This window comes from Nonomuraea sp. NPDC049158 (assembly GCF_040648335.1).
GTDB lineage: Bacteria > Actinomycetota > Actinomycetes > Streptosporangiales > Streptosporangiaceae > Nonomuraea.
In genome coordinates this window covers 155,546-178,937 of the sequence record NZ_JBEZDM010000002.1, presented here as the reverse complement: position 1 = coordinate 178,937, position 23,392 = coordinate 155,546, and the positions used below count along the sequence as shown (strand labels likewise).

At 70.1% G+C, this 23,392-nt stretch carries 21 protein-coding genes; 14 read left to right on the top strand and 7 right to left on the bottom strand.

Annotated elements, in window-relative coordinates; all coding sequences use genetic code 11:
- Nucleotides 1–49 precede the first annotated feature (49 nt).
- From AB0B61_RS04960 to AB0B61_RS04940, 5 genes are all read left to right on the top strand, one after another.
- The gene (locus AB0B61_RS04960) at nt 50–1,480 is read left to right on the top strand and encodes a methionine--tRNA ligase (protein ID WP_358428112.1); all 1,431 of its coding nucleotides are present in this window, start codon (nt 50–52) and stop codon (nt 1,478–1,480) included.
- A gap of 57 nt (nt 1,481–1,537) precedes the next feature.
- Nucleotides 1,538–2,515, top strand: coding sequence for a phosphotriesterase-related protein (locus AB0B61_RS04955; protein WP_358428109.1), 978 nt, complete (start codon nt 1,538–1,540; stop codon nt 2,513–2,515).
- 41 nt (nt 2,516–2,556) lie between these two features.
- Nucleotides 2,557–2,943 (top strand): STAS domain-containing protein, encoded by a 387-nt coding sequence (locus AB0B61_RS04950; protein ID WP_219530398.1) that lies wholly within the window; start codon nt 2,557–2,559, stop codon nt 2,941–2,943.
- A 10-nt stretch (nt 2,944–2,953) separates the two neighbouring features.
- Nucleotides 2,954–3,847 carry a sigma-70 family RNA polymerase sigma factor gene (locus AB0B61_RS04945; protein WP_358428106.1) on the top strand — a complete coding sequence of 298 codons (894 nt, stop codon included), beginning with the start codon at nt 2,954–2,956 and terminating at the stop codon, nt 3,845–3,847.
- 142 nt (nt 3,848–3,989) lie between these two features.
- Nucleotides 3,990–4,493, top strand: coding sequence for a hypothetical protein (locus tag AB0B61_RS04940; protein WP_358428103.1), 504 nt, complete (start codon nt 3,990–3,992; stop codon nt 4,491–4,493).
- Between the two features lie 322 nt (nt 4,494–4,815).
- Here AB0B61_RS04940 and AB0B61_RS04935 read toward each other — a convergent pair whose 3' ends face one another.
- Nucleotides 4,816–5,940 (bottom strand): hypothetical protein, encoded by a 1,125-nt coding sequence (locus AB0B61_RS04935; protein WP_358428100.1) that lies wholly within the window; start codon nt 5,938–5,940, stop codon nt 4,816–4,818.
- Nucleotides 5,941–6,099: 159 nt separating this feature from the next.
- Here AB0B61_RS04935 and AB0B61_RS04930 point away from each other — a divergent pair, with 159 nt between their 5' ends.
- Nucleotides 6,100–6,408 (top strand): hypothetical protein, encoded by a 309-nt coding sequence (locus AB0B61_RS04930; protein ID WP_358428097.1) that lies wholly within the window; start codon nt 6,100–6,102, stop codon nt 6,406–6,408.
- A 202-nt stretch (nt 6,409–6,610) separates the two neighbouring features.
- Here AB0B61_RS04930 and AB0B61_RS04925 read toward each other — a convergent pair whose 3' ends face one another.
- The 3 genes from AB0B61_RS04925 to AB0B61_RS04915 all read right to left on the bottom strand — a co-directional run bounded on the left by AB0B61_RS04925 (nt 6,611) and on the right by AB0B61_RS04915 (nt 10,883).
- Nucleotides 6,611–9,127 (bottom strand): Tex family protein, encoded by a 2,517-nt coding sequence (locus tag AB0B61_RS04925; RefSeq protein ID WP_358428094.1) that lies wholly within the window; start codon nt 9,125–9,127, stop codon nt 6,611–6,613.
- Nucleotides 9,128–9,154: 27 nt separating this feature from the next.
- Nucleotides 9,155–10,318, bottom strand: coding sequence for an amidohydrolase (locus tag AB0B61_RS04920; RefSeq protein WP_358428091.1), 1,164 nt, complete (start codon nt 10,316–10,318; stop codon nt 9,155–9,157).
- Nucleotides 10,319–10,448: 130 nt separating this feature from the next.
- Entirely contained in the window at nt 10,449–10,883 is a 435-nt protein-coding gene (locus tag AB0B61_RS04915; RefSeq protein WP_358428088.1) for an RpiB/LacA/LacB family sugar-phosphate isomerase, read from the bottom strand.
- A 238-nt stretch (nt 10,884–11,121) separates the two neighbouring features.
- Here AB0B61_RS04915 and AB0B61_RS04910 point away from each other — a divergent pair, with 238 nt between their 5' ends.
- The 7 genes from AB0B61_RS04910 to AB0B61_RS04880 are packed head-to-tail and all read left to right on the top strand — an operon-like array spanning nt 11,122 to nt 19,038.
- Nucleotides 11,122–12,201, top strand: coding sequence for a DUF917 domain-containing protein (locus AB0B61_RS04910; protein WP_358428085.1), 1,080 nt, complete (start codon nt 11,122–11,124; stop codon nt 12,199–12,201).
- On the top strand, nt 12,194–13,816 hold the full coding sequence (locus tag AB0B61_RS04905; protein WP_358428082.1) for a hydantoinase/oxoprolinase family protein: 1,623 nt from the start codon (nt 12,194–12,196) through the stop codon (nt 13,814–13,816). The genes AB0B61_RS04910 and AB0B61_RS04905 overlap by 8 nt, the downstream gene beginning before the upstream one ends.
- 23 nt (nt 13,817–13,839) lie before the next feature.
- Nucleotides 13,840–15,459: an ABC transporter substrate-binding protein gene (locus AB0B61_RS04900; protein ID WP_358428079.1), complete on the top strand. Its 1,620-nt coding sequence runs from the start codon at nt 13,840–13,842 to the stop codon at nt 15,457–15,459.
- 3 nt (nt 15,460–15,462) lie between these two features.
- Nucleotides 15,463–16,479 (top strand): ABC transporter permease, encoded by a 1,017-nt coding sequence (locus AB0B61_RS04895; RefSeq protein WP_358428076.1) that lies wholly within the window; start codon nt 15,463–15,465, stop codon nt 16,477–16,479.
- Nucleotides 16,476–17,378, top strand: a complete 903-nt coding sequence (locus AB0B61_RS04890; RefSeq protein WP_358428073.1) for an ABC transporter permease — start codon at nt 16,476–16,478, stop codon at nt 17,376–17,378. The genes AB0B61_RS04895 and AB0B61_RS04890 overlap by 4 nt, the downstream gene beginning before the upstream one ends.
- On the top strand, nt 17,375–18,172 hold the full coding sequence (locus AB0B61_RS04885; protein ID WP_358428070.1) for an ABC transporter ATP-binding protein: 798 nt from the start codon (nt 17,375–17,377) through the stop codon (nt 18,170–18,172). The genes AB0B61_RS04890 and AB0B61_RS04885 overlap by 4 nt, the downstream gene beginning before the upstream one ends.
- Before the next feature lie 2 nt (nt 18,173–18,174).
- Nucleotides 18,175–19,038, top strand: coding sequence for an ABC transporter ATP-binding protein (locus AB0B61_RS04880; protein ID WP_358429319.1), 864 nt, complete (start codon nt 18,175–18,177; stop codon nt 19,036–19,038).
- A 64-nt stretch (nt 19,039–19,102) separates the two neighbouring features.
- Here AB0B61_RS04880 and AB0B61_RS04875 read toward each other — a convergent pair whose 3' ends face one another.
- Complete coding sequence (locus AB0B61_RS04875; protein ID WP_358428067.1) at nt 19,103–19,579, bottom strand: MarR family transcriptional regulator; 477 nt, start codon at nt 19,577–19,579, stop codon at nt 19,103–19,105.
- A 72-nt stretch (nt 19,580–19,651) separates the two neighbouring features.
- Between AB0B61_RS04875 and AB0B61_RS04870 the strand changes: the two genes are divergently transcribed.
- The gene (locus AB0B61_RS04870; protein ID WP_358428064.1) at nt 19,652–21,043 is read left to right on the top strand and encodes an MFS transporter; all 1,392 of its coding nucleotides are present in this window, start codon (nt 19,652–19,654) and stop codon (nt 21,041–21,043) included.
- Nucleotides 21,044–21,093: 50 nt separating this feature from the next.
- On the opposite strand, the gene AB0B61_RS04865 is transcribed toward AB0B61_RS04870, so the two are convergent.
- The gene (locus tag AB0B61_RS04865) at nt 21,094–21,450 is read right to left on the bottom strand and encodes a DUF742 domain-containing protein (protein WP_358428061.1); all 357 of its coding nucleotides are present in this window, start codon (nt 21,448–21,450) and stop codon (nt 21,094–21,096) included.
- Entirely contained in the window at nt 21,443–23,344 is a 1,902-nt protein-coding gene (locus tag AB0B61_RS04860) for a nitrate- and nitrite sensing domain-containing protein (RefSeq protein ID WP_358428058.1), read from the bottom strand. The genes AB0B61_RS04865 and AB0B61_RS04860 overlap by 8 nt, the downstream gene beginning before the upstream one ends.
- Between the last annotated feature and the right edge of the window lie 48 nt (nt 23,345–23,392).

Here is a 23,392-nt window from a genome sequence, read left to right as displayed (position 1 = left end):
CTGCCAGCGGGGCCTCGCATCGTGTCCGGGGCCTCTCGGGAGACACACGATGTACATCACGACCACCATCCCTTACGTCAACGCCCGCCCGCATCTGGGGCACGCGCTGGAGTTCGTGCAGGGCGACGTGCTGGCCCGGCACTACCGGCGGCGCGGTGAGCCCGTACGCTTCCAGACCGGCACCGACGACAACTCGCTGAAGAACGTGCTGGCCGCCGAGGCGGAAGGCGTCCCGGTGCGCGAGCTGGTCGATCGCAACGCGGCCGCCTTCGAGGGGCTGCGCGAGTCGTACGACCTGTCCTTCGACGCGTTCATCCGGACGAGTCATCATCCGGGGCATCGCCCGGGAGTCGAGCGGATCTGGCGGGCCATCGACGGCGACCTCTACCAGCGGCACTACGAGGGGCTCTACTGCGTCGGCTGCGAGCAGTTCTACAGCGAGGGGCCCTGCCCCGAGCACGAGGCGCCGTTACAGCGCGTCTCTGAGCGGAACTGGTTCTTCCGCCTCTCCCGCTACCAGGACGCGCTGCTGGACCTGATCCGCGGCGGGCGCCTCAGGATCGAGCCGGCCGCACGGCGGAACGAGGTGCTGGCGTTCATCGAGGCGGGTCTGGCCGACATCAGCGTCTCGCGCGCCGCGGACCGGGCCCGCGGTTGGGGCATACCCGTGCCGGGCGATCCCTCCCAGGTGGTGTACGTGTGGTGGGACGCCCTGGCCAACTACGTCACCGCGCTGGACGGCGGCGACTACGACCGCTGGTGGGTGGCCGAACCGCGCAAGGTCCATCTGATGGGCAAGGGCGTGATCCGCTTCCACGCGGTGTACTGGCCCGCCATGCTGCTCGCGGCGGGCCTGCCGCTGCCCGCTGAGATCTTCGTGCACGACTACCTGACCGTCAGCGGCCGCAAGATCAGCAAGTCGGCCGGAACGCCCGCCGACGCCGAGGCGATCGCGCGAGCCTATGGCGCCGACGCGGTGCGGTGGTGGCTGCTGCGCGAGATGCCGCGGGTCGGCGACGCCGACTTCACCGTGGAACGGCTGGTCGCCAGGGCCGACGAGGATCTGGCCAACGGTGTCGGCAACCTGGTCAACCGGGTCGTCACCATGGTGCACCGGTTTCGGGGCGGCGTGGTGCCCATAGTCGCAGTCGACAGGGATGCCGGACGTGGCCTCGTCGACGCCTGCGAGAGCGCGCCGGGGCGGGTGCACGAGGCGCTGGAGGATTTCGACTTCCGCCGCGCCGCCGCCGCGGTCTGGACGATCGTCGAGGAGGCCAACAAGTACGTCGAACGCGTACAGCCGTGGCGGCAGGAGCCTGGTGACAGGGAGACCTCGCTGGCGACGCTCGTCCACGCGTGCCGGGCGCTGGCCGGACAGCTGGCGCCTTTTCTGCCCACCGGGGCGGCGCGGGTGGCGGTGGCGGTGAGCGGGGAACGGCTGCCCCGGCCCGAGCCGTTGTTCCCGCGGCTGGCTGGTTGACGGAGGGTAAGGGGCGGCCTAGGTTGGCGGCACTGACCAGCCGGTATGGAGGCGCTCATGCCCACCGTCAACACCGTTCGCGGTCCCGTCGACGTCGATGAGCTCGGTCAGACCCTCATGCACGAGCACATCTTCGTCCTGTCCACCGAGTTTCTCGACAACTACGGCAAAGGTGCCTGGTGGGATGAGGAGTTCCGGGTCGCGGACGCGATCGGCAAGCTCCAGGCGGTGGCGGCGAAGGGGGTGCGGACGATCGTGGATCCGACGGTGTGGGGGCTCGGGCGGTACATCCCCCGCATCCAGCGCATCGCCGCCGAAGTGCCGGATCTGCACATCATCGCCGCGACCGGCATCTACAGCTTCGAAGAGCTGCCCCACCAGTACGACCATCGCGGCCCCGGCCTGCTCCTGGACATGCCCGATCCGATGATCGACGACTTCGTACGGGACCTCACCGAGGGCATCGCCGACACCGGGGTCAAGGCGGCGTTCCTCAAGTGCGTGGTCGAGCAGAAGGGCCTGACGCCCGGGGTCGAGCGGATCGGCCGGGCCGTCGCGCGGGCGCATGCGCGTACCGGTGCGCCGATCACCGTTCATACGAACTCCTTCACGCAGAGCGGGCTGACCGCGCTCGACCTCTTCGCCAAGGAGGGCGTGGACTTGACGAAGGTCGTCGTCGGGCACGCGGGCGACACCAACGATCTCGACTACCTGATGCGTCTGGCCGACACGGGCGCCACGCTGGGGATGGATAGATTCGGGTTGGATGTCTACAATGCGACGTCCGATCGGGTGGCCACCATCGCCGCCCTCTGCCAGCGGGGATACGCTGATCGGATGGTCCTCAGCCACGACACCGCCTGCTTTATGGACTACTTTGTGGAGTCTTGGGATGACGCACTTCGCACGATGGCGCCCAACTGGCGCTACGATCACATCCACGACGAGGTCTTGGCCGCACTGCTGGACTCGGGTGTGACCGGCGATCAGATCGAGCAGATGCTGGTGTCCAACCCAAGACGCTACTTCTCGTAAAGTGGTGACATCGGGCGAGCAATGCGGGTAGGTGGAACTGGGTGACTTCGGAGCAGGCCTTGTCGATCAGCCTCGGGCTCCAGGGACCGTGTGTCATCGCCAGGCTCACGGGAGACTTCGACTTCGGGTCCGCGGCCGAGGTGCGCGATCGCGTCACCAAGGCGCTCGACCTGACCCAGCCACCCTTACTCGTCATCGACATGCAGGCGGTCAGCGTCTGCGATTCTTCCGGGCTTTCCGTGCTCGTTTATCTGCACAAGGCGGTGACCGCCTCCGGCGGCCGGCTGTTGCTTTCCGGGCTGAACGGCAGGTGTAAGCACCTTTTCGCGATCACCGCCCTCGACAAGTTCTTCGACATCCGCACCACCGCCGAACTCGCCATCGCAGAACTCAATGAACCGGGGAGTTCGCCGCCGTTTACCGGGTAGTCGCTTTGGTATGTCGGCCGAAGAGCCCGACCTGCTCGGCATGTATCTGGAGCAGATCGGAAAGACACCATTGCTCTGCGCCGCGGACGAAGTGGACCTGGCACGACGGATCGAGGCAGGCCTCTACTCGGGCTACCTGATCAGTCGCGGCGAGGTCACACCCGAGCTCGAATACGTCCGCCGCGACGGGCAGCGTGCTAAGGACCTGCTCATCAGGTCCAATCTCCGGCTGGTGGTGGCCGCCGCCAGACGCTACGCCTTTCGTGGGCTCCCACTCCTCGACGTCATCCAGGAGGGCAATCTCGGGTTGATCAGGGCCGTGGAGAAGTTCGACTACAAACGTGGTTACAAGTTCTCCACCTACGGGATGTGGTGGATCCGCCAGGCCATCGAACGCGGCATCCACGACAAGAGCCGCACCGTACGGCTGCCCACGCACGTCGCCGAAGAGCTGGCGCGCCTGAGCAGGATCGCCCGGCAGCTCACCGTCGACCTGGGGCGCGAGCCCCGGGAAGCGGAGCTCGCCAAGGCCGCCGAACGCTCGCTCCGCCACGTCGCCGTGCTACGGCGGCTCGCCCAGGAGACGGTCAGCCTGGACGTGCCGGTCGGCGAGAACGGCGACGGGAACATCGGTGACATGATCCCCGACGAGGACGGCCTCCAGGTGCAGGAGTTCACGGAACGCCGCGCGCTCAACGCCGAACTGCACCAGGTGCTCACCTCGCTCCCGCCGCGAGAGGCTTTCGTCCTCAGACTCAGGTACGGCCTGGCGGGCAATGAAGCCCGCAGCTATACCGAAATCGCGGATCGTCTCGGGCTCACCAGAGAGCGCATCAGGCAACTGGAGAAACAGGCGTTGAAACGCCTGCGCCAGCTGCGTCCATTGCTCGCCTGGGCTTCGTGACGAGGTAATAGGGGTGTGGTCGGAAGGCCGGTTGACTCGGCCATTTTCCTGACGGTTAATCGGGACCCTGATGTCGCTTTCAATGGCTTTCGACGGTTTTCGCCGGGTGGAAGCGGCGGCATGTTGACGCTATGGGGGCAACATGGTCAAGGGTCTCGTCTGCTTCTTCTTAGCGGCCACGGTGGTGGCGGTGCCGACGGGGGTGCTTGTAGCGCCGGCCGCTGGGGACGCCGCTTCTTCGGCACTCGCCTTCACGAGGGTGGCCGCTTTCACGGGGGCTTCCGCTTTTGCCGGGGTGGCCGCGGGTCCGACGGCCACCCTCTCCAGCACCGCCAAGCCGCACCTGGTCAAGTACAAGATCTACTTTGGCCGATGCAAGGACACGTGCCTTGTCAAGGTGCGGATCACCAACATCTCCCGCAGGACCCTCTATGCCGTCAGCCTGAACGCCCGGCTCAAGGTCAACGGCAAGAAGGTCGGGTCCTGCTACGACTACGTCGGCACCATCCGTGCCAAGCGCACCCGCTGGGGGTCGTGCACCGTCAGAACCCGTACGCTCTCGAACATGTGGAACCGGTGGCTCGACGGCGGGATCCGTTTCGACCGTGACGTCACCACGGTCGTGCACTCCGAGTATTACCGCTGACAAGGACGCCAGGGGTCGCACCCGGTCCAGCGCCTGACCGTCAGGAGGTGACCATCAGAGCGAGGCCGATGAGGACCACGACCGGGACGAGCCAGACGACGGCCTCTGCGGCGAACTCCTTGTACATTACGTTGATCTCCCTTGTGACGCCCGTGCGGGGGCGGCGGTAAAACGTTCAGTGCGCAGCATAGCCGTCCGTACCTACTACTCCAGTTGTAGATCGTGATGTTCGTGGTCACTGCTGCGACTTGCCGCTGGTAGCGGACTTGCTGGGCAGCACCCGTTTGTCTCGCCCTCTGAGAAGGGCGCGGCCCGCCTGTGGTTACCGGTCGTTCTGGGCCATGCGCTTGCGGAGGCCCGCCAGCGACTCGTCGGCCATCAGCGCGGGCAGGCGGGGCGCGTCGGCCTCGATCCGCCGGAGCACCTCCGGCTCGGCGCCGTGGAAGCGGCTCCAGGCGCGGACCACCTCGGGCATGGCCGAGACGGCCGCGTCCGTCAGGATCGCCTCGCGCGGCAACCACGAGGTGAGGAACCGTGAGACCCGGGCCGGGCTCCACCACAGGGGCCGATCACCCACGAACTCGACCAGCTTCCCGAACGCCTCCTGCGCTCCCGGCAGGTCCGGCAGATCCAGGAACCGGGACAAGGTGTCATCGGGCGCCTGCCGTACCGGATCGGGGACGGCCTGCGCGCGGGCGAGCGCCAGCGGGCGGACGGCGGGCAGGCTCTCGGCGATCGGTGCCCCCATGACGAGGTCGGTCATCTCGAACGCGTCCAGCACCCGCCCCGCCACCACCGCCGGATCCGCCGGCCGCAGGTCCAGGTCGTCGAGGAACTTCGGCTCCTCGACCACCGCGTCGACCGCCAGGCCGCCGTTGACCTGGTCGATGCCTACGATCAGGACGTGCGGCTCCTTGTCGTCGGGGTAGCGGAAGCGCAGGACGGCCAGGGTCTGCTCGCCGTAGCGGTCGGCCTTGCCGTACCACGCCTGTTCACACACCACTTGTCCCATCCGCCTGACCCACTCGGGCAGTCCTCGCGCGGCCTCCCTCCCGGCCTCCCGCGGTGTCTCCCGAAGAGTCTTTTCCCCTCCCGGCTCCCGCGCGGCCGTCTGTCCGGTGGCCCGCTCCGCCTCGTCGCGCAGTGCTGCAGGCTCCACGTAATCCGGAGTTGCGGTCTCGACATCGTCCGGGGCGATCTCCACGGCTTCCAGAGCCGCGATGTCCGCGGCTTCCAGAGCTGCGGGCTCCACGGTGGCCAGGGCGGCGAGGGTGAGGCGCGCTTCCGGGCTGCCGTCTTCGGTGAGCTGTCGTACGAGCGGCTGGACCTCCGCCGGGCTCAGTGTGGCCGTGAGCCGGGCTGCCCAGAGCTCGGCGCGCAGTGGTGAGCGCCACCTGAGCAGGTCGCGGGCCTGGGTGATCGCCGTGGTGTACGCAGTTGTGCTCACCCTTCGACCGTATCGCCCCGGCGGGCCTGGCCGACTCGCCGAAGTTCCGCCAGCAGCGGATCACCCGACGGCGGAAGTCAGCCGCCGTCTCCGGTCGATCCTGACAACGGTCATCCGAAAAGCCGTATAAGTTCCGAATGGCTTACTAAGATCGCCCGCATGAAAAAGACGATCATGACCCTGATGATGGCCGCGACCGTCGCGACGGTCATACCCCTCGCGCCGAGCCCTGCCCTGGCCGAACCACCGCCCACCGGCTGCCACAGCGGCATTGGCTACCAGAACTACGTGACCTGGGCCAGCTGCGACAGGGGCTCGGGGTACGTACGGGCCGTGGCCACATGTCCTACCGGCAAGACGCGCGGCCCGTGGGTCGTCGTCCAAGCGGGCATAGACGGGCAGTCCGTCGCCACCTGCTCCGGCAAGCGCAAGGCCACCGGCCACGACTGGGAGATCAAGAAGTACTGACAGACCCTCGTGAGGTGCGGCCACTGGGCGGACCCAGCGGTCCAGTGCGGTGTATTCCTCCGCTACTGGCAGCGGACCACCTCGACGGGGGTGGCACGGTGTGCGGTGAGGCCGTGCTGTCCGTCCACGGCCCAACCAAGAGGGCGGGCACGGCGTGTGGTGGCGCCGTGCCCGCTGCCCAAGGCGCAGGTCGAGGGCGGAGTTACTGGTCGTCTCCGGTTAGGCCGGCCTTGCGGAGGGCTTCGGCCATGGCGCCTGAGGGGGCCGGGCGGCGTGCGCCGCCGCGCTGGCCTTCCCCGCGACCCCGCTGGCCGCCGTCGCCGCGCTGGCCGGTGTCGCCCCGCCCGCGCTGACCGCCGTCACCACGACCGCCATCTCCGCGACCGCCGCCACCTCGCGCACCGTCTCCGCGTCCGCCGGACCCGGCGCCTCGCATGCCGTCCCCACGTCCGCTATCCCCGCGTCCGCCGGGCCCGTCACCGCGACCGCCGTCACCGCGCGAGCCGCCCCGGCCGCCGTCTCCAGCCGAGCCGCGGCCCGCGCCGCCCTGGCCGCGGGACGTGCGGCCCTCGGAGGTGGTCTCGTCGTCCAGGCGCAAGGTCAGGGAGATGCGCTTGCGGGGGATGTCGACCTCGAGGACCTTGACGCGGACGATGTCGCCGGGCTTGGCGACCTCGCGGGGATCCTTCACGTAATTTCGGGACATGGCGGAGACGTGGACCAGGCCGTCCTGGTGTACGCCGACGTCCACGAACGCGCCGAAGGCGGCCACGTTCGTCACCACGCCCTCCAGGATCATGCCGGGCAGCAGGTCGGAGATCTTCTCCACGCCCTCCTTGAAGGTCGCGGTCTTGAACGCCGGTCGCGGGTCACGGCCGGGCTTCTCCAGCTCGCGCAGGATGTCGGTGACCGTGGGCAGGCCGAACGTGTCGTCGGTGAACTCCTGCGGCTTGATCGCCCGCAGCGTCGCCGTGTTGCCGATCAGCGTCTTGAGGTCGGTCTGGACCGAGCCGAGGATGCGCCGGACCACCGGGTAGGCCTCGGGGTGCACGCTGGAGGCGTCGAGCGGGTCGTCGCCGCCCGCGATGCGCAGGAAGCCCGCGCACTGCTCGAACGCCTTGGGGCCGAGCCGGGCCACGTCCTTCAGGGCCGAACGGGTCTTGAAGGGGCCGTTGGAGTCGCGGTGGCGCACGATGCTCTCGGCCAGGGTGGCGCCGATGCCCGACACACGGGTGAGCAGCGGCGGCGACGCGGTGTTGACGTCGACGCCCACGGCGTTGACGCAGTCTTCGACCACCGCGTCGAGCGAGCGGGACAGCTTGGTCTCGGCGAGGTCGTGCTGGTATTGGCCGACGCCGATCGACTTGGGATCGATCTTGACCAGCTCGGCCAGCGGGTCCTGGAGGCGGCGGGCGATGGAGACCGCGCCCCGGATCGACACGTCGAGGTCGGGCAGTTCCGCGGAGGCGTAGGCCGAGGCGGAGTAGACGGACGCGCCCGCCTCCGATACGACGATCTTGGTCACCGACGGCATGTGCTTGACCAGCTCACCGGCCAGCTTGTCGGTCTCGCGGGAGGCGGTGCCGTTGCCGATGGCGATCAGCTCGACGCCGTGCTTCTGCGCCAGCGCGCCCAGGACGGCCAGCGACTGGTCCCACTGCCGCTTCGGCTCGTGCGGGTAGATGGTGGCGGTGTCGACGACCTTGCCGGTGGCGTCGACCACGGCCACCTTCACGCCGGTGCGCAGGCCCGGGTCGAGGCCCATGGTCGTACGGGTGCCGGCGGGGGCGGCCAGCAGCAGGTCGCGCAGGTTGGTGGCGAACACCCGCACCGCCTCGTCCTCGGCCGCCTGCCACAGCCGCATCCGGATGTCGATGCCCAGGTGCACGAGGATGCGGGTGCGCCAGGCCCAGCGCACGGTCTCGTTGAGCCAGCGGTCGGCCGGGCGGCCCTGGTCGGAGACGCCGAAGCGGGAGGCGATGCGCATCTCGTATTCGGGGCTGTCGTCGGGCTCCAGCGTGACGGAGAGGATCTCCTCCTTCTCGCCCCGGAACATGGCCAGGATCCGGTGCGAGGGCAGCTTGGTGAACGGCTCCCCGAACTCGAAGTAGTCGGAGAACTTCGCCCCCGCCTCCTCCTTGCCCTCCCGGACCTTGGACAGCAGCCGGCCGCGGCCCCAGAGCTGCTCGCGCAGGCCGCCGATGAGGTCGGCGTCCTCGGCGAAGCGCTCGATGAGGATCGCCCGCGCGCCTTCCAGCGCGGCGGCGCCGTCGGCGACGCCCTCGGTGACGAACGTCTCGGCCAGGGCGGCCGGGTCGAGCGAGGGATCGGCGATCAGCTGGTCGGCCAGCGGCTCCAGGCCCAGCTCGCGGGCGATCTGCGCCTTGGTGCGCCGCTTGGGCTTGTAGGGGAGGTAGATGTCCTCGAGCCGGGCCTTGGTGTCGGCCGCCATGATCTGGGCCCGCAGCTCGTCGTCGAGCTTGCCCTGGGACTCGATCGACTCCAGGATCGCCGTCCTGCGCTCCTCCAGCTCGCGCAGGTAGCGCAGCCGCTCTTCGAGCGTGCGCAGCTGGGCGTCGTCGAGGGCGCCGGTGACCTCCTTGCGGTAGCGGGCGATGAACGGCACCGTCGCGCCGCCGTCGAGCAGCTCGACGGCCGACAGCACCTGCCCGTCGCGTACGCCGAGCTCTTCCGCGATCCGCTGGTGAATAGAGAGCACTTGCCTGCCTTTCGATGGTCCCGCCGGTCAATTGTGCAGGACGGTGCCGTCTTTCATGACCAGAGTGCGCGCCGGATGCGTGATCACGGCCTCGGCCGCGCCGCTAGCGGGGACGACGACGAGGTCGGCCCGGTCGCCGGGAGCCAGCCCGTAGGCGTCGAGGCCGAGCACGCGGGCGCCGCCGTAGGTGGCCGCTTCCAGCGCGAGCTCGATGTCCTCGTCCCTGCGGAACGTACTGCGGTAGGCCAGGTGCATGGCGCGCTCGAGCATGTCGCCGCTGCCATAGGGGCCCCACAGGTCGCGGATGCCGTCGTGACCGCACGCCACCGTGACGCCCGCGGCCCGGAGCTTCTTGATCGGCGGCACCGGGAAGCTGTAGACGGCGGCCGTCGCCAGCGCCACCCCGGCCTCGGCGAAGCCCTGGGCCAGCCGGTCCTGGTAGGCCTCGTCGAGCTGGCCGAGCGCGTAGGCGTGGCTGACCGTCACCCTGCCCGCCAGCCCGAGCACCCTGGTGCGCTCGGTGATGAGCTCCAGCTCCCAGCCGCCGAGCGAGCCGCCGTCGTGGAGATGGATGTCGAGCCGCGCGCCGTAGCGCTCCGCCAGCCCGAAGACGATGTCGAGGTGGCGCACCGGGTCGCGGTCGATGCCCGCCGGGTCGAGCCCGCCGACCGCCTCGACACCGCTCTTGAGCGCCGCTTCGAGCAGCTCGGCCGTGCCGGGGTTGGTGAGCACGCCGTGCTGCGGGAAGGCGACCTGGCGTACGTCGATGGGCGAGCCCGCCGCCGCCTCCCTTACGGCCTCCACGCCGCGCAGGCCGACCAGCGGGTCGATGTCGGTGTGGGTACGGACGTGTGTGGTGCCGTAGGCGCTCATCCGCGCCAGCAGCGCGGCGACGCGTTCGACGCTCGGCACGCCGAGCTCGGCGCGGCGGCCCAGGTCGTTGCCGATGCGGCCGGCCAGCGTGTCGGCGGCGGAGTGGGGCACCCAGGGCCCTCCGTAGAGGGTCTTGTCGAGATGGCAGTGCGCCTCGACGAGGCCGGGCAGCACGAGGCCGCCGGTGATGTCGAACGAGCGCGCCGCGGGCGCGTCGATACCGTCCGCGACCCGCTCGATACGGCCGTCGCGGACGAGGATGTCGGCAGGCGCCTCATGACCCCACGGCCGCCCGCCGTGGAGGAGCACATCCGTCATGCCCAGCACCCTAAAGGGCGGCACCGACGTTTCCGCGGTTCCGCCGAAGGTCATTTCCCACGCGGCCGGTCGCCGCCGGCTCCGGACCCGAGGTCGTCTCCTGTACGACGGTCTCTTGGCGGGTCGCCCGTCAGATGGTGTCGAGGTGGGAGACGTTCGCCTGGTCCGTGGCGTCCGTGCTCGGCGCGCCGGCCAGCCAGGCGTCGAGGATCTCGTCGAGCACCACTTCGGACGTCAGTCGCAGGCTCAGCGCCAGCACGTTGGCGTCGTTCCACTTGCGGGCCCCGTCGGCCGTGTAGGCGTCGACGCAGAGCGCCGCCCGTACGCCCGGCACCTTGTTCGCCGCGATCGAGGCGCCCGTGCCGGTCCAGCAGCACACGACGGCCTGGTCGGCGCGTCCCTCGCTCACGTCGCGGGCGGCGAGTTCGGACGCCCACGCCCAGTCGTCGCGTTCCTCCGGGTTGAGCGCGCCGTGCGTGACCACCTCGTGCCCGCGCGTACGCAGCAGCTTCACGACGCGCTCGGCCACGCCGTCCAGGCTGTCGGTCGCCACCGAAATTCGCATGATCGCTTGCCTTTCCGGAAATGTCGTGACGGCTCCAAGGCCGCCGCCATCACGGCCCCTATGTCGTCGCGACCACAGCACTTATGCCGTCGCCGCCACCGCGGGTATGCCCGCCACGAGCTTCGCCGCGCGGAGCCGGATCGCGCAATCGGTTTGCCGGTTCACAGACCTGAGTTGGTCCACGTAACGCCGACCTGACTGGCGCAATGAGTGGCTATGTGCTTGGTTGTGTCGCCATATGACCATCGACATCAGTGACATTCCCGCCCTCGCCCGGGGATGTGCCGTCCTGGGCACCGGAGGCGGCGGGGACGTGCGTACCGGGTCGTTGGCGGCGATCCGGGCGATCCAGACGTACGGGCCGGTGCCGCTCATCGAGCTGGCGGACCTGCCCAGTGACGCGCTGGTCGTGCCGCTGTCCGGCATCGGCGCGCCGACCGTCAGCCACGAGATGATCCACGGCGAGGACGAGCCCAAGCGGATCGCGGAGGAGATCGAGCGGATCTTCGGCCGCCCGCCCGCCGCGGTCATGTCGTCGGAGATCGGCGGGGCGAACGGCGTCGCGCCCGTCGCCTGGGCCGCCCAGCTCGGCCTGCCGCTGCTCGACGCCGACGGCATGGGGCGGGCGTTTCCCGAAGTGCAGATGGTGTCGATGTATGTGGCGGGGCTGCCTGCCGACCTCGTCATCATGTCCGACGTCGTGGGGAACATCGTGACGATCCGCCCCATCGACGGCCTCTGGTCCGAGCGTCTGGCGCGCGCCGTCTGCGTGGCGGCGGGCTCGCACGCGCTGATGGCCGACTACGTGCTCACCGCCGCACAGGCGCGCGGCGCGATCATCGAGGGTACGGTCACCCGCGCGCTGGCCGTCGGCCGGGCCACCGAGGGCGCGGCGGAGCCGCTGCGCGCCCTGGCGGAACGGCTCGGCGCGGCCCGGCTGATCACCGGCAAGCTGACGGACGTCGAACGGCGTACCACCGGCGGCTTCGTCAGGGGCACGGCCACGATCGAGGGCACCGGCGACGACCGGGGCCGCACGCTCATGCTGGAGCTCCAGAACGAGAATCTCGTCGCCCTCGAGAACGGCCGCCCCAGGGCCATGGTGCCCGACCTGATCACTGTGGTCGACACCGAGACGGCCGCCGCCGTACAGACCGAGGGCCTGCGCTACGGCCAGCGCGTCACGGTGCTCGCCTGGCCGTGCGACCCGCTCTGGCGCACGCCCAAGGGGCTGGAGACGGCGGGGCCGCGCGCGTTCGGCTACGACCTGGAGTACGTGCCGATCGAGGAGCTGGCGAAGGGGGAGCCGCGTGGCTGAGGGCGCGTTGCGGATCGGGATCGACGTCGGCGGTACGAACACGGACGCCGTGGTGCTGGACGCGTCCGACCGGGTGGTGGCGAAGGCCAAGCGGCCGACGACGCCGGACGTGACCGAGGGGTTAAGGGCGGCTCTGGACGCGGTGCTGGCCGACGTGGCGTCGTGGGAGCGGATCACCCGGGTCATGCTGGGCACCACCCACGCGACCAACGCGATCCTTGAGCGCAGGAACCTCGGCCGGGTGGCCGTGCTCCGGCTCGGCGCGCCCGCGACCACCGCCGTGCCGCCGCTCTCCGACTGGCCGGACGACCTGCGCGAGGCCGTGTCCGCCGGTGAGGTCATCGTGCCGGGCGGTCACTACGTCGACGGCCGCGAGATCGGCTCGCTCGACCTCGGCGCGATCCGCCGGTTCCTGGACGGCGTACGGGCCGACGCCGTGGCGGTGACCGGGGTGTTCAGCCCGGCCAGCGCCGACCACGAGCGGGTGGTCGAGGAACTGGTACGGGACGAGTACGAGCTGCCCGTGTCGATGAGCCACGAGATCGGCTCCCTCGGGCTGCTGGAGCGGGAGAACGCGACCGTGCTCAACGCCGCCCTGTACGGCGTGGCGGCGCACGTGACCGAGGCCCTGGTGACGGCGCTGGCCGAACGGGGGCTGGCGGCGCGGCCGTACCTCGCCCAGAACGACGGCACGCTCATGACGGTGGCGCACGCCGCCCGGCTGCCGGTGTCCACGATCGGCTCCGGACCGGCGAACTCGCTGCGCGGGGCGGCGTTCCTGTCGGGGGTACGCGACGCGATCGTGGCTGATGTGGGCGGCACCTCCACGGACCTGGGCGTGCTCGTCGGCGGCTTCCCGAGGGAGTCGGCGGCGGCGGTGGAGATCGGCGGGGTGCTGACGAACTTCCGGATGCCGGACATCCTGGCCATCGCCCTGGGCGGCGGCACTGTGGTCCGCCCCGGCGGGGCCGGTGTGCGGGTGGGGCCGGACTCGGTGGGGTACCGGATCGCGGAGGAGGCGCTGGTCTTCGGCGGCGCCACGACGACGCTCACCGACGCCGCCGTGGCGGGCGGCCGCGTCCCGGCGAACGCGGCCGACTGGCGCGACCGGCTGGAAGCCGCCGCCCACGCGACCACAGCCGCGAAGCCCACGGGAACGGCGGCGTACGGCGCGGGCGACATGTCGGAAACATTCCGCGACACTCTGCAAAGCGCGCTGGCCGTCGCCGACGCCATGGTGATCGACGCCGTGGACCGGATGGCGCTCGGCCGGGCCGACCGTCCGCTGGTGGCGGTGGGTGGCGGCGCGTTCCTGCTGCCCGCCGAGATCCCCGGCGTGAGCGGTGTCATCCGTCCCGAGCACGCCGATGTGGCCAACGCCGTCGGTGCGGCCATCGCCCTCGCGAGTGGCAGAGTCGATACGATCTTGCCTGCGGGCGAAAGCCGGGCAAATGCGATCGAAAGAGTCAAAGAGGAGGCGGCAGCTCGTGCCGTGGCGGCGGGTGCGGACCCGGCCAGGGTGGAGATCGTCGACCTGCTCGAGGTGCCGCTGAGCTACCTCTCAGAACCCGCGGTGCGGGTACACGTCAAAGCCGCCGGACCTCTGTCCCGGTGACAGATCGAAAGGACTCCCCACCCATGCGCTGGCACAAGCGTTTGCTCGTCGCCGGGGTCACCGGGGCCGTGGCCATGACCGCAACCGCGTGCGCGGGCGGCCAGGTGCGCGGTGCTGATCGGACCCCGAAACCGAGCGCCACGACGAGCGAGTCCGCCGTCGCGGCCACCAAGGCCAACGACGCCACCTTCGTCTACGCGCCCAACCTCGACGTGGTCACGGACTGGGACCCGGCGACCTCGTACTCCAACGAGATCATCGCCATGTCCAACATCTATGAGGGCCTGACCAGGTACAACACCCAGTCGCAGAAGCCCGAGCCGCGCCTGGCCACCGAGTGGACCTCGGCCGACGGCGGCAAGCAGTGGACGTTCAAGCTGCGCCAGGGCGTGAAGTTCCACACCGGCGCCCCCATGGACGCCGGCGCGGCCAAGAAGGCCATCGAGCGCACGATCAAGATGAACGCGGGCGCCGCCTACATCTGGGGCTCGGTCAAGACGATCGAGACGCCCGACCCGGCGACGCTGACGTTCACGCTCAAGTACGCGGCTCCGCTCGACCTGATCGCCTCCTCCGGGTACGCCGCCTACATCTATGACACGGCCGCCGCCGACAAGCTCAAGGACGGCAAGACCGACGCCGGCACCGGTCCGTACACCATCGACACCTGGCAGAAGGGCAAGGAGACCGAGCTCACGCTGAAGGCGTACGAGGACTACTGGGGCGGCTGGAAGCCCGAGCAGTACAAGAAGATCGCCTTCCGGGTCACCCCCGAGATCACCACCGCCTGGCAGCTGGTGCAGAAGGGCGAGGTGAACTTCGTCGAGCGCCTCAACCCGCAGCTCTTCGAGCAGGCGGCCATGACCCAGGGCGTGCAGACCTCGCAGACGCCGTCCTTCCAGAACCTCCTGCTGCTGTTCAACACCGCCACCGGCCCGATGAAGGACGTCAAGATCCGGCAGGCGCTCCAGCTCGCGCTCGACTACGACGGCCTCGTGGCGGCGCTGAAGGGCGCGGGCAAGAAGAGCACCGGCCTGGTGCCGCAGGGCCTCATCGGCTATACCGCCAACCTGGAGCCCAAGCAGGACCTGCCCAAGGCGCAGGCGCTGCTGGCCGAGGCGGGCTACGGCCCCGACCTCCCCGAGCTGAAGCTGAAGATGACCTACGCCCAGGGCGACGAGGACCAGAAGCTGCTGGTGACACTGCTCAGCTCGGCGCTGAAGCAGCTCAACGTGAGCCTGGAGGCCAAGCCGATGGCCTGGAACGCGCAGTGGGACCAGGGCAAGAAGCAGGGTCAGGACATCTTCGTCATGTACTGGTATCCCGACTACGCCGACGCCTACTCGTGGTTCTTCAACGTGTTCAGGAGCGCGGACAAGCCGCAGTTCAACCTCTCCTACCTGAAGAACGCCGAGATCGACAAGGAGATCGACGCGCTGCCGCAGCTCACGGCCACTGACAAGCTGGCCGCCGAGCAGTCGTACGCGACCATCCAGAAGCAGATCATCCAGGACCAGGCCGCGGTGGCGGTGCCGTACGTGCAGACCTACCAGCGCGCGCTGACGGCGGACGTGCAGGGGTACGTCGACAACCCGGCCTATCCCAACGTGGTCTTCTTCTACGATCTCAAGCCCGCAAGCTGACCCGTGCCCCGCTATCTGGCCCGCCGCCTCGGCCAGGCCGTCCTGGTCGTGGCCGGGGTGGTCGTGCTGACGTTCGCCATCATGCGGCTGGTGCCCGGCGATCCGGCGGTCGCGTTCGCCGGGCCGAAGGCGACGCCCGAGGAGCTCGCCGCGGCCCGGCTGCGGTTCGGGCTGGACGACGCGATCCCGGTGCAGCTCTGGAACTACGTCAGGGACCTGGTCACCGGCGACTGGGGCACCAGCCTGCGGACCCGGCAGCCGGTCCGCGACGACCTGCTGCTCGCGTTCCCCGCCTCTCTGGAGCTGGTCGGTACGGCGTTGCTCATCGCGATCGCGGTGGGCATTCCGGTCGGCGTGCTCGCAGCCCGCTATAAGACGAAATTTCCGGACTTTGGGGTGCGGGTCGTGAGCATGCTGGCCGTCTCGGTCCCGGTGTTCTGGCTGGCCCTGACCCTGCAGACGGTGTTCGCCAGCAACCTCGGCTGGTTCCCGGTCGCCGGAGAGTACGACTCAGTGCTCGACACCACGAGCCCGCTGACGCTCTGGACCAACATCACCATCGTCGACGCGCTCATCACCGGCAACTGGCCGATCTTCACCAGCACGCTCGAACACCTGGTGCTCCCCGCGCTGGTCGTGGCGGCCTACCCGGCGGGTGTGATCGCGCAGATGACCAGGGCGGCGCTCATCGAGGAGTCCGGGCAGGAGCACGCCCGGCTGGAGCGGGCGCTCGGCTTCGGGGAGACGTCGATCCTGACCAGGTTCGCCCTGCGGCCCGCGCTGAACCCGGTGCTGTCCCTGATCGCCCTGGTCTTCGCGTACGCGATCGTGAACGGGTTCCTGGTCGAGGCGGTGTTCAACTGGCCGGGCCTGGGCCGGTACGCCGTCGAGTCGATCCACAGCCTCGACACCCCGGCCATCGCGGGCGTCACGCTGCTGGTCGCGATGGTCTATGTGCTGGCCAACCTGGTCGTGGACGTCCTCCAAGGCGTGGTGGACCCGAGAGCGAGGGCCCGATGAGCGAGGGCCTGACGAGCCAGGAGGGCCGCTTGGAGCCGCGTCCCGAGGGCGCTCCTGAGCCGGTGCGGTTGCGTCGTACGCTGCCGAAGATCACCGACCGGTTCGCCGCCGCCGGGGCGGTGCTCATCGCGCTCGTCCTGCTGGCCACGATCCTGGCGCCGTGGCTCGCGCCGTACCCCGTGGACCGGCTCGCTCCCGTCGACGCGCTGCTCCCGCCGAGCGGCGCGCACTGGTTCGGGACCGACAAGGTCGGGCGGGACGTGCTCACGCGGGTCCTGTACGGGGGACAGACCTCCCTGACCATCGCCGTGGCCGTGCTGGCGGTGTCGGCGGTCGTCGGCGTCACGCTGGGCGTGGTGGCCGGCTACGCCGGCGGCTGGGTGCGGGACGTGATCATGCGCGTCACCGACGTCTTCCTGGCCTTCCCCGCGCTGCTGCTGTCGCTGGCGCTGGCCGTGGTGCTGCAGCCCAGCGTGACGACCGCGATCGTGGCCATCGCGGCGACCTGGTGGCCCTGGTACGCCCGGCTGTCCGCCTCCGTGGCGGCCTCCATCTCGACCCGTGCCTACGTGGACGCGGCCCGCTGCCTGGGCGTGCCCGCGCCCATGATCGTCCTGAGACACGTCCTGCCGAACTCGCTCACCCCCGTCCTGGTCCAGATCTCCCTCGACGCGGGCGGGGTGATCCTCACCGCCGCCGCGCTGTCGTACCTGGGGCTCGGCGCGCAGGAGCCGACGGCGGAGTGGGGGCTGATGGTGGAGCAGGGCCAGACGCTGTTCACCACGAACTGGTGGGTCGTGACCTTCCCGGGGCTGGCGATTCTAATGACGGCGTTCGCCTTCAACGTGCTCGGGGAAGGGCTGCGCAACGCCCTGGATCCGCGAAGGGTCGTCAAGTGATCGAGGTCAGGGATCTTCAGGTGCGGTACGGCGAGCGGGTGGTCGCGAGCGTGCCCGAGCTGGACGTGCGCGCGGGGGAGTGCGTGGCGATCGTGGGGGAGAGCGGCTCGGGCAAGTCGACCACGCTGCTCTCGCTCCTGGGCCTCACCGAGGGCGCCCACGTGTCCGGAAGTATTCGGGTCTGTGGGGTCGAGGTGCTCCAGGCGCCGGAACGGCGGCTCCGCGAGATCAGGGGCGCCAGGGTGGCGCTCGTGATGCAGTCACCCCAGGCCGCGCTCAGCCCCACGACCCGCCTGGGCACCCTGATGCGCCGCGCGCTGAAGCTGCATGGCCGCGGCGGGGAGCAGGGGGCCGGGCCGGAGCCCGAGCGGGGGACGGGGCGGAAGGCCAGGCAGGGGAAGGTGCGGCGGATCATGGTGGACGCCGTCGAGGCGGTCATGCTCGATCCGGGCATCCTGCGCCGCTATCCGCACGAGATCTCCGGCGGTCAGGCGCAGCGGTTCGCGATCGCGCTGGCCATCGCGCTCGGCGCCGAGGTGATCCTGGCCGACGAGCCCACCAGCGCGCTCGACGTCACCGTGCAGGCCGAGGTCGTCGGCGTGCTGCGGCGGCTGCGCGCGGAGCGCGGCCTGGCCCTGCTGCTCGTCTCCCACGACCTGGCCCTGGTCTCCACGATCGCCGACCGGGTGCTGGTCATGAAGGACGGCGCGGTCGTGGAGGGCGGCCCGGCCGCCGAGGTGCTCGCCGAGCCGTCCCATCCGTACACCCGTGAGCTGCTGGAGGCGCTGCCGTGACGATGCTCAGGGCGGAGGGCGTGACGCTCGGGTACGGCCGGACGCCTGTCGTGCACGACGTCACGCTCGACCTCACTGACGGGGGCGTCGGCCTGATCGGGGAGAGCGGCTCGGGCAAGACCACGCTGGCGCGGGCCTTCCTGGGCCTGCTAGCCCCCATGTCAGGAAATATCTGGTACGGCCAGAAAACCCTGAAAAAAGCGGACATGAGGGCGTTTCGCAGGGACGTCCAACCGGTCTTCCAAGCCGAAGCCCTCGACCCCAGGATGCGCGTCGGCGCCTCCATAGCCGAAGCCCTGCCCAGGAACGCCCGGCACCGCGTCCCCGAACTCCTGGACCAGGTCGGCCTCTCCCCGGATCTGGCCACCAGGCGCCCGCACCAGCTCTCCGGCGGTCAGCGGCAGCGCGTGGTCATCGCCAGGGCGCTCGCGGTGGGCCCACGGCTGCTCATCCTCGACGAGCCCACCAGCGCGCTCGACGTGACCGTCCAGGCCAGGATCCTCGACCTGCTGGCCGGCCTCGACACGGAACACCTGCTCATCACGCACAACCTGGCCGTGGTCGGCCGGCTCTGCCGTACCTCGCACGTGCTGTTCGCGGGCCGGGTCGTGGAGTCGGGGCCGACGGCCGAGATTCTGGCCAGGCCCGCGCACCCGTACACGCTGGCGCTGCGTGACGCCGTGCCGAAGCTCGGTGGAGAGCCGCCCGTGGCCAGGGGCAGGACGGAGGCGCGGCCCGCGGAGACGGGCTGCGCTTTCCGGCTGCGCTGCCCGCTGGCCGTGAAGGGGTGTGAAACGGCGCCCGCGCTCAGGGAGGTCGAGGGCCGCCAGGTGGCCTGTCACCGCGCCGAAGACGTGCTGGGCTGAGGGCGCTCACTCCGGCCGAGTTGGGCTGAGGGCGCTCACTCCGGCCGAGTTGGGCTGAGGGCGTTCACTTGGCCGGGCTGTCCGCGAAGCGGTCCTGGAGGTGGGTGCACAGGTCGTCGGAGAGTTTGGACAGCAGCCGCTCCAGCTCCGCCCGCTCGTCCGTGGGCCAGTCGGCGATCGCGGCGTCGAACCATTCGAGGGTGATGCGGCGGCATCGGATGGCCGCCTCGGCACCCTCATCGGTGAGCGCGATCCGCCAGGCCCGGCCGTCGTCGGGGTCCTTGACCCGGGACAGCAACCCGCGCTGCTCCAGCGACGAGACGTGCCGGGTCACGTGCGGGCTCTCCACCTGCAAGCCCTCGGCGATCGCGCCCACCCTGCGCGGCTCACCGGCGTCGAGGAGATAGACGAGGATCTGCACGTCGGGACGGTCGAGCCGGACGCCGGCCGCCTGGGTCAGCTGGTCATGCGTCTTGGCGCGGTTGAGGGTGGTCACCAATCGCCTGAAGGCCGACACGGTCTTGCTGAGATCTTCACCCATCGCTTTGATTACCTAACTTACGTATGTATCATCGTCTCTCGATTACTTACCCAAGTTATCTAAGGAGCCGTCATGGCGACAATCGTCGCTTCCGCGCCGCCTGAGACGTCGAAGCGGAGCCCGTGGCCCGGGGTGGTCGCGCTCGCGTTCGCGGCCTCCATCGCCGCCCTGCAGAACACGGCCGTGGTCCCCTTGCTTCCCGTGCTCCAGCGCGAGCTGCACACCTCGCTGTCCGCCGTCAGCTGGACGCTCACGCTGAGCCTGCTGGTCGGCGCGGTGTCGACGCCGCTGCTGTCCAGGTTCGGCGACATGTACGGCAGGCGGCCGATGATCCTCGGCGCGCTGGCCCTCCTGGTGATCGGCTCTGTCATCGGGGGACTGGCCACCTCGTTGCCGTGGTTGCTCGTGGGCCGGGTTTTGCAGGGATTCGTGGCGGCGCTGGTGCCACTGGCGATCGGGGTGGTCCGTGACATGCTGCCCAGGCAGCAGCTGGCCACCGGCATCGGGGTGCTCAGCGCCACGATGGGGTTCGGCAGCGGGGGCGGGATGATCCTCGCGGGGCTCGCCTCGGGTGACTACCACGCCGTGTTCTGGATCACCGCCGCGATCACGGTGGTCGCCGCGGTGATCGTCGCCTTCCTGGTGCGCGACCAGGCTCCGGGGCGCGGCGGGCGGCCGGACCTGGCCGGGGCGTTCCTGCTGACCGTGTGGCTCGTTGCGCTGCTGCTGGCCATCAGCGAGGGCGGATCGTGGGGCTGGGGTTCGCCGGGAGTGATCGGGCTGTTCGCGGCCGCGGTGGTGGTCGCGGTGGTCTGGGTGGCGGTCGAGCGGCGGGTGGCCGAGCCGCTGGTGCAGATGTCGATGCTGGTGCAGCGCGGCACGGTCGGCGCGACGGTGGCCTCGATGCTGCTCGGGTTCGCCTTCTTCACCGTCATGACGGGCATCTCGGGGTTCACCCAGGCGCCGGCCTCGGGGCTGGGGGCCTCCACCTTGGAGGTGGGGTTCTACCTGCTGCCCAGCACGCTGTTCATGCTGGTGATCTCGCTGTTCGCCGGGCGGTTCATGCGCAGGTTCTCGGCCTCGTCGATGGTGGCGGCCGGTGCCGGGGTCGTCGCGCTCGCGGCGGTCTGGCTGGTCTTCGCGCACCGGACCGGGGGCGACATCTACGTGGCGACGTCCCTGCTGGGCATCGGCCTCGGGGTGGGCTACGCGGCTCTCGGCACCATGGCGGTCGAGCACGTCGCCCCGGACAAGACGGCGCTGGCCGCCGGGGTCAACGCGCTGGTACGCATCGTGGGCGGCAGCACCGCGGGCGCGGTCATCGCCGCCGTCCTGGCCGCCCAGCCGGGCGTACTCGGATATCAGTGGGTCTTCGGGGTCGCCGCCGTCGCGGGCGGGGTGGCGGCGGTCTTCGCCGCCGTGTTCGGCCTGCTCAACCGCCGCGTGGCGGTCGCGGCGGCCTGAGCGCGGCGCTTGTAAGTGCGGCGCCGTGGGGTGACGCGGCCTGGAGGTGCTCAGAGCGCCTTCAGGCCGCTGATCACCTCCAGCAGCACCGTGGCGTCGGGCGCGGGGCGCGGCGGCTCGACCTGAACGAGCTGCTGCGCGTGCAGGTCGCCGACGAGCACCCTGACCACACCGATGGGCAGGTTCAGCTCGGCGGCCACGTCCACGAGCCGGGTCGGTTTGGTGCACTTCTGCATGATGATCAGATGCTCGGGGCCGAGACCGGCAGGCGGCGTCAGGCCGCCGGCCGTGATGATCACCGCGATGAGGTCGATGGCCTTGCTCGCGGGGATGGTCCGGCCCCTGGTCAGTAAGTAGGCGGGGACGATAGGACCAGCGTCCTCGTCCAGCCACCGCTCGTCATTCACTGGGCACCACCCGCATGGGCCGGGCGGCGGGCTCCTTGGCGCGGCTCTCCGGCTCGGCCGGCGGGTCGCTCACGTGTTCTGCCGGGATCAACACGATCGCGGTGGTCCCTCCATATGGTGAACCGCGTAACGTGACGCGGATGTCATGCCTGGCGGCCAGGCGGGAGACGACGAAAAGGCCGAGCTCGTCACTGTCGGCCAGGTCGAACTCCGGTGGGCTGGCCAGGCGCTCGTTGCACTCGGCCAGCTTCTCTTCGCTCATCCCGAGACCGCGGTCCTCCACCTCGAAGACGAAGCCGCGGGCCGCCGCCTCGCCGCGCACGACGACCGTGGTGTGCGGCGGGGAGCTGACGGTGGCGTTCTCGATGAGCTCGGCGATCAAGTGAATCACATCCCCGACGACCGGACCGGCCAAGCGCTGCCCGGGCATCGGCTCGACGGTGACGCGCTGGTAGTCCTCGACCTCGGCCGCCGCGCCGCGCGCCACGTCGAGCAGCGGCACGGGCTTGCTCCAGCCGCGGCCGGGGGTGGCGCCCGACAGGATGATCAGGCCCTCGGCGTGCCGGCGCATGCGGGTGGTCAGGTGGTCGAGGCGGAACAGGTCGTCGAGGGCGTGCGGGTCGGTCGTACGGTGCTGCATGCCCTCGAGCTGGATCCGCTGGCGGTGCAGCAGCGTCTGGCTGCGCCTGGCCAGGTTGCGGAAGACGTGGCCGACACCGTCGCGCAGCTGCGACTGCCCGACCGCGGCCTCCACGGCCGTCTGCTGGACGGTGGAGAACGCCTGGCCGACGTCGGCGATCTCGACGGTCGTGCTCGCCACCGACAGCTCGGGCACCTCGACCGTCTCACCCTTGCGCAGCTTGGCCACCACCTGCGGCAGCCGTTCCTGGGCCACTTCGAGCGCGGCCTGCCGGAGCGCGAGCAGTTCCTTGGACAGCCGCGTGCCCATCTTCAGCGAGAAGGCGATCGACACGATCACCAGGACGAAACACGTCCCCGCCAGCACGAACGACTGGTAGAGCACCGAGTCCGCCACCGGCTCCGCCCGCGCGGAGAGCATCGTGCTCGCCTGCATCTGGGCTTCCTGGAACGACTTGGCCAGCGTGTCGGCCGTGGTCAACCAGGACTTCGGGGCGCCGCCCGCGATGATCTGGTCCTCCATGAGCCGCATCCGCTGGTAGGCGGCCGAGGTGATCAGCGACACCTGGGTGTCGCGCAGGCGCGGGTCGAGCTCGCCGAGCGCCTGGTCGATGAGGAAGCGCCGGTTGCCGACCCACTGGGTGAACAGCCTGCGCTCGGCGATCGAGGTCGGCCCGACCGCGATGGCCTGCTCCCTGGTGAGCAGCTCCTTGGCGTACCCCATGTCGATGACGATGCGCGACTGCTCGTAGATGGGGATGTCGTCGATGAACGCCACCCGCCGGTGCAGCCCGAAGAGCGAGTCGGTCATCGCGTTGTAGGACTCGACCGCGCGCAGGCGGTCGGACAGGCCCGCGTCGATCTCGGCCCTGATGGCGTCCAGCCGGTCCATCTGCGTGAGCACCGAGTCGACCTGGGTCCGGATCGTCTCCGAGGAGTTCATGGACAGGCTGGAGAGCTTCTTGAAGTCCGCGTCGGCGACGTCGGTCTTGGTGCGCTGCGCCGCGGTGGCCGACCGGTCGGCCGGACTCCCCGTACGCAGCAGCTTCACCGAGGCCAGGCGCTCGCGCTGGATCTCGTTGATGAGCTTGTACGCGGGCAGCCGCAGGTTGGTCCAGAGCGTCTTGTACTGGCGCAGTTCCAAGCTCTGGCTCGCGCTGACGGCGGTGATGACTCCCCACAGCACCACCATCGAGGCAAGCGGAACCAGCAGTAGGCCGATGATCTTCATGCGGATCGTTCGGCTACGACCCATGGCACCTCATTCCGGTCGGTCCCCTGCTGGCAACCCCGGACGGGACAA